This window comes from Micrococcus sp. R8502A1, from assembly GCF_006704135.1.
Lineage (GTDB): Bacteria > Actinomycetota > Actinomycetes > Actinomycetales > Micrococcaceae > Micrococcus > Micrococcus luteus.
The window spans coordinates 1-4,788 of sequence record NZ_VIGS01000091.1; the positions used below are offsets into that span (position 1 = coordinate 1).

Below are 4,788 nucleotides of genomic sequence, written 5' to 3' on the forward strand. Positions count from 1 at the left end.
CTATTCTATGCACTAGTCTCACTTGTGTTATACTGAGTATGGTTTTGGTTGTTTTTTAATGCGTCCCGTACTCCCCCGTTATAGCCCTTTTTGCTTTGGTCGGCAGCGCCAATTGTTTAAAAGCGCCGCCCCCCGCCCCGGCCGACGACCCGCGCGGGCTGGCCCTCGGCTTCACCGCCTACTTCGTGTGGGGCCTGCTGCCGCTCTACATGGCGATGCTCGCGCCCGCCGGGGCCCTGGAGATCGTGGTGGTGCGCATCGGCTTCGCCCTGATCTTCTGCCTCATGTTGCTCGGCCTCATGCGCCGCCTGGGGGAGCTGCGCGCGGCGCTGGGCACCCCGGGCCGGTGGGGCGCCACCGCGCTGGCCGCCGGGATCATCGCGGTGAACTGGCTGCTGTACGCGGTCTCGGTCACCACGGGCAACGTGCTCCAGGCCTCGCTGGGCTACTTCATGAACCCGCTGGTGAACGTCCTGCTCGGCGTGCTCTTCCTCGGGGAGCGGCTGCGGCGGGGCCAGTGGGTGGCCGTCGGGATCGCGGTGGCCGCCGTCGTCGTGATGTCCGCGGCGATGGGGCAGGTGCCGTGGATCGCGCTCGGGCTGGCCACCTCGTTCGGGCTCTACGGCTTCGTGAAGAAGCGCTTCCCCTCCCCCGTGCACGCAGTGACCGCGATGACCGCCGAGACCGTGGTGCTGATCCCCGTGTTCGTGGTGGGCAGCGTGCTGCTGGCACAGGCCGGGCTGCTCACCACCGTCACCGAGGGGCCCGGCCACTTCTGGCTCATGGCCGGGCTCGGCGTGCTCACCGCCGTGCCGCTCATCCTGTTCTCGGCGGCGGCCCGCTCCCTGACGCTGACCACGCTCGGGATGCTGCAGTACACGGCGCCCATCCTGCAGTTCCTCGTGGCGGTCACGGTGCTCGGCGAGCAGATGCCCGCTGCCCGCTGGGCGGGCTTCGGGCTCATCTGGCTCTCGCTGGCGGTGTTCACCCTCGACCAGCTGAACGCCTCCCGCCTGCAGCGTCGGGCGGTCCGGGCCGGGCGGGGCGCGCACGCCTAGACTGACGACATGCCCGCCAAGCCCCCCGCCCCCGTGTACCTCCCGGCCTTCCAGCGGCTCGTCCCGGACCTGCTGGGCGACGCCTGGGCCGAGGACGACGGCCTCTCCCCGGCCGACGTCGACGCCCGGCTGGCCCAGTCCCCCGCGGCGGAGCAGCTTGGCGCCGGACTCATGATCCCGGCCGCCCTGCGCGAGTTCTACCTCGCCCTGGGCAACTGCGGGGACCTCATGGAGACGGACCACTACGTGTGGGACCCCGAGGACCTCGAGGTGCGGGACGGCTTCCTCATGTTCCTGGAGGACGCGGACGAGACGGTCGTGTGGGGTCTGCCGGTGGACAACCTGGCGTTGCCGGACCCGCTGGTGTGGCGGCGCTCCGCCGGTGCCGACGCGCCCGAGGGCGAGTGGCAGGACGAGGGCGGCACCTTCAGCGAGTTCCTGACGGACCTGCTCGCGTGGACCTTCGAGGACCCCGAGGACGACGGCGAGGGGCTGGACCGATGACCACGCCCGCCCCGGTCTCCCACGCCCCGGACGGCTACGTCTGCCCGTTCTGCGGGCTCGCAGCCGGCGACGTCTCCGACCCGGGCAACCGTTGCGAGCTCGGGGACACCGTCTACCAGGACGAGGACCTGCTCGTGCTCATCGCCGTGGACGGGTTCGGCGAGCACGAGGGACACGCCATGGTCTGCCCGGCCGAGCACTACGAGAACCTCTACGACCTGCCCCCGCGCGTGCTGCAGCGCATCGCCCTGATGGCCCAGCAGGTGGCGCTGGCCATGAAGCGCGCGTGGGCCCCGGACGGGGTCTCCACGCGCCAGCACAACGAGCCCGCCGGCAACCAGCACGTGTGGCACTACCACCTGCACGTGTTCCCCCGCTTCGAGGGGGACATGCTCTACCGGCAGCTGCGCCACCCGGTGGCCCCGGAGGTCCGCGCCGGCAAGGCGCGGGAGCTCGCGGCCGCGCTGGACCCCGCCCCGACCCGCCTGGACTGAGCGGCCTCCCCGGATCGAGGCGGCGACGCCGCCGACCGCGGCGTCAGGCCGAGCGCCCGACCACGTAGTCGGCGAACGCCTCGAGCGCCGCCTTCACGGCGGAGTCCGGCAACGGGTCGAGCGCCTGCTTGGCCTGCTCCGCCCAGCCGCGGGTGATCGCCCACGCCTCGTCGATGGCGGGGTGGCCCGTGAGCGCGGCGACGGCGGCGGCCAGCTGCTCGTCGGTGTCGAGCGGCCCGTCCACGAGCGCGCGCACCCGGCGGGCGTCCTCGGCCTCCGGCCCTTCGCCCTGCGCGGCGCGGGCCAGCAGCAGCGTGGTCAGGGTGGGCACGCGCTCGCGCAGGTCCGTGCCGGGGACCTTGCCGATCCGCTCGGCGTTGCCGGTGAGGTCGATCAGGTCGTCGGCGAGCTGGAAGGCCAGGCCCACCTTCTCGCCGTAGGCGCGCATCACCTGGACGGCGGCCTCGTCGGCCCCGCCCAGCAGCGCGCCGAGCATGCCGGCCGCGGCGATCAGCGAGCCGGTCTTGCCGGAGAGCACCGCGTAGTAGTGCTCGATCGGATCCGCGCCCTCGGCCGGGCCGCGAGTCTCCCACAGCTGGCCCTGCACGAGGCGTTCGAAGGTGTCCGCCTGGATCTGCACGGGCCGCGGGCCGAGCTCGGCCATGAGCTGGGAGGCGCGGGCGAAGATCAGGTCGCCGGCCAGGATCGCCGCCGAGTTTCCCCACAGTCGGTGGGCGGCGGGGGCGCCGCGGCGCACGGGGGCCTCGTCCATCACGTCGTCGTGGTACAGCGTGGCCAGGTGCGTCAGCTCCATCACGACGGCGGCCTGGCGGGCGGGCGCGTCCACGTCGGCGACCTCGCCGGAGGCCAGGGCGGGGTCGCCCAGGAGGGAGGCGAGCACCGTCAGGACCGGACGGACCCGCTTGCCGCCGGCGGCCAGCAGGTGGTGGGCGGCGGTGTCGGAGAAGAGGTCGTCGAAGCCGAGGGCGCTGTCCAGCTGCTCCTCGACCTGCTCGAGCGCGGTCAGCACGACCTCCAGGACACGGCCATGCTCGGCGAGGGGTTCGAAGCCGGAGGGCAGGGCGAAGCCGGGGTCTGCGGTGGTCACCGGGCAAGCCTACCCAACGGCGCGCCGCCCGCGGTCGTCAGCGCGGGGGTGAGCGCCTCGAGCACGCGGACGGCCCGGTCGACGGCGTCGCCGCCCCGCGCGTCCACCGTGTTGCCCATGACCTTCACCGCGGCCCGCAGCAGCGGGGGTGCGGCCATCCCGGCGCCCAGCGCCGCCTTCATCACGCGCGGATCGCCGATCAGGCGGGCGAACCGGGCGCCGAGGGCGAAGTGGCGGCCCCACAGGTGCTGGGTGATCACCGGGTAACGGGACAGGATCGCGTCCGCGGCGCCGTCGGTCCCGGCCGCGTGCGCCTGCACCGCCAGCTCCGCGGCGAGGCGGGCCGCCTCCATCGCGAACCCGATGCCCTCGCCGTTGAACGGGGACACCATGCCGGCCGCGTCGCCCACCAGGAGCATGCCCGGCACGTGCTGCGGGGTGCGGTTGAACGCCATCGGCAGGGCCGCGCCGAGGATCCGCGAGGTGCGCGTCTGCTCGGCGATCCCCCAGTCCGCGGTGAGCGCCCCGGTCCAGGACTTCAGCAGCCCGCGGTAGTCCAGCTTCCCGAACTGCGGGGAGGTGTCCAGGATGCCCAGGCCCACGTTCACGGTGCCGTCCGCGAGCGGGAACAGCCAGCCGTAGCCGGGCAGCGGGTTGCCCTCGGCATCCGGCAGGCGCAGCCAGGACTCCATCCACTCCCCCCGGTCGCCGGGCGGGGCGGGGATCGCCCCGTCGACGGCGGCGCCGGCGGTGTAGTAGGCCCGCACGGCCACGCCCATGGGCCGGTCCTCGCGGCGGTGCAGGCCCGCGGAGACGGCGGCGCGGGCGGAGACGCCGTCGCACGCGAGCACGATCGGTGCGGTGAAGCGGGCGGTCTCCCCGGTCTTGCGGCCGTTCGGCGCGATCAGCTCCGCGTCCAGCCCGACCACGCGTCCGGCCTCGTCCCGCACGACGCCGGTGACGGCGTGCCGCTCGCGGACCTCGGCGCCGCGGGCGCGCGCCAGGTCCGCCAGGAGGGCGTCGAAATCGCGTCGGGTGCGCGTGAGCGCGTAGTCCGGCCACGTCTGGGTGGGCGCCCACGGCACGTCCACGCTGCGCTCGCCCGCGCGCAGCCGCAGGCCGCGGATGACGCGCCAGCCGCCGTCGTCGCCGGGCTCACCCCGGTGGGGCACGCCGAGCAGCTGCAGCTCCCGGACCGCCTGCGGGGTCAGGCCGTCGCCGCAGACCTTCTCACGCGGGTGCGCGGTCTTCTCGAGCACCACCACGTCCAGCCCCGCCGCGGCGAGGTGGGCGGCGGCGGTGGCGCCGGCGGGGCCGCAGCCGGAGATCAGCACGTCGGCACGGCGCACGACGGCGGGGGTCGAGGCGGGCGCGGGCGACGTCGGCGTGCCGGAGCGCGGGGGCGCGCGCGCGGACCGCAGGGGGCGGCGCCCAAGCTCCCGGGCCGACGTGGGGGGCGCCGGCGCCGCGGCAGCGTCGGGGGCGTGCGTCGCCGGGCCTCGCGCGCGGTGGCGGCGTCCATCGCGGCCACGTAGAGCGGCGTGTAGATCGCCAGCTGGAAGATGAGCGCCGGGGCGGCCAGGGCGGCGTCGCCGAGGACGTAGGCCGCGATGGGGATGCCGAG

5 protein-coding genes and 1 pseudogene are annotated in these 4,788 nt (G+C 74.5%); 3 read left to right on the forward strand and 3 right to left on the reverse strand.

Going from position 1 to position 4,788, the window contains the following annotated elements; genetic code table 11:
• Positions 1-95: 95 nt before the first annotated feature.
• Genes rarD through FLM69_RS11085 form a run of 3 tightly spaced genes read left to right on the forward strand, consistent with a single transcriptional unit; the run spans position 96 to position 2,056 of the window.
• The gene (rarD, locus tag FLM69_RS11075) at positions 96-1,058 is read left to right on the forward strand and encodes an EamA family transporter RarD (protein WP_141844253.1); all 963 of its coding nucleotides are present in this window, start codon (positions 96-98) and stop codon (positions 1,056-1,058) included.
• 9 nt (positions 1,059-1,067) lie between these two features.
• Positions 1,068-1,562 carry a hypothetical protein gene (locus FLM69_RS11080; RefSeq protein WP_036337079.1) on the forward strand — a complete coding sequence of 165 codons (495 nt, stop codon included), beginning with the start codon at positions 1,068-1,070 and terminating at the stop codon, positions 1,560-1,562.
• Positions 1,559-2,056 carry an HIT family protein gene (locus FLM69_RS11085; RefSeq protein ID WP_141844264.1) on the forward strand — a complete coding sequence of 166 codons (498 nt, stop codon included), beginning with the start codon at positions 1,559-1,561 and terminating at the stop codon, positions 2,054-2,056. The genes FLM69_RS11080 and FLM69_RS11085 overlap by 4 nt, the downstream gene beginning before the upstream one ends.
• 43 nt (positions 2,057-2,099) lie before the next feature.
• Here FLM69_RS11085 and FLM69_RS11090 read toward each other — a convergent pair whose 3' ends face one another.
• The 3 genes and pseudogenes from FLM69_RS11090 to FLM69_RS11645 all read right to left on the reverse strand — a co-directional run.
• The gene (locus tag FLM69_RS11090) at positions 2,100-3,164 is read right to left on the reverse strand and encodes a polyprenyl synthetase family protein (protein ID WP_041104941.1); all 1,065 of its coding nucleotides are present in this window, start codon (positions 3,162-3,164) and stop codon (positions 2,100-2,102) included.
• Positions 3,161-4,513, reverse strand: a complete 1,353-nt coding sequence (locus FLM69_RS11095; protein WP_181743516.1) for a geranylgeranyl reductase family protein — start codon at positions 4,511-4,513, stop codon at positions 3,161-3,163. Before FLM69_RS11095 ends, FLM69_RS11090 begins: the two co-directional genes overlap by 4 nt.
• Positions 4,492-4,788, reverse strand: a pseudogene (locus FLM69_RS11645) (hypothetical protein); the annotation flags it as partial. The pseudogene FLM69_RS11645 and the gene FLM69_RS11095, both read right to left, overlap by 22 nt.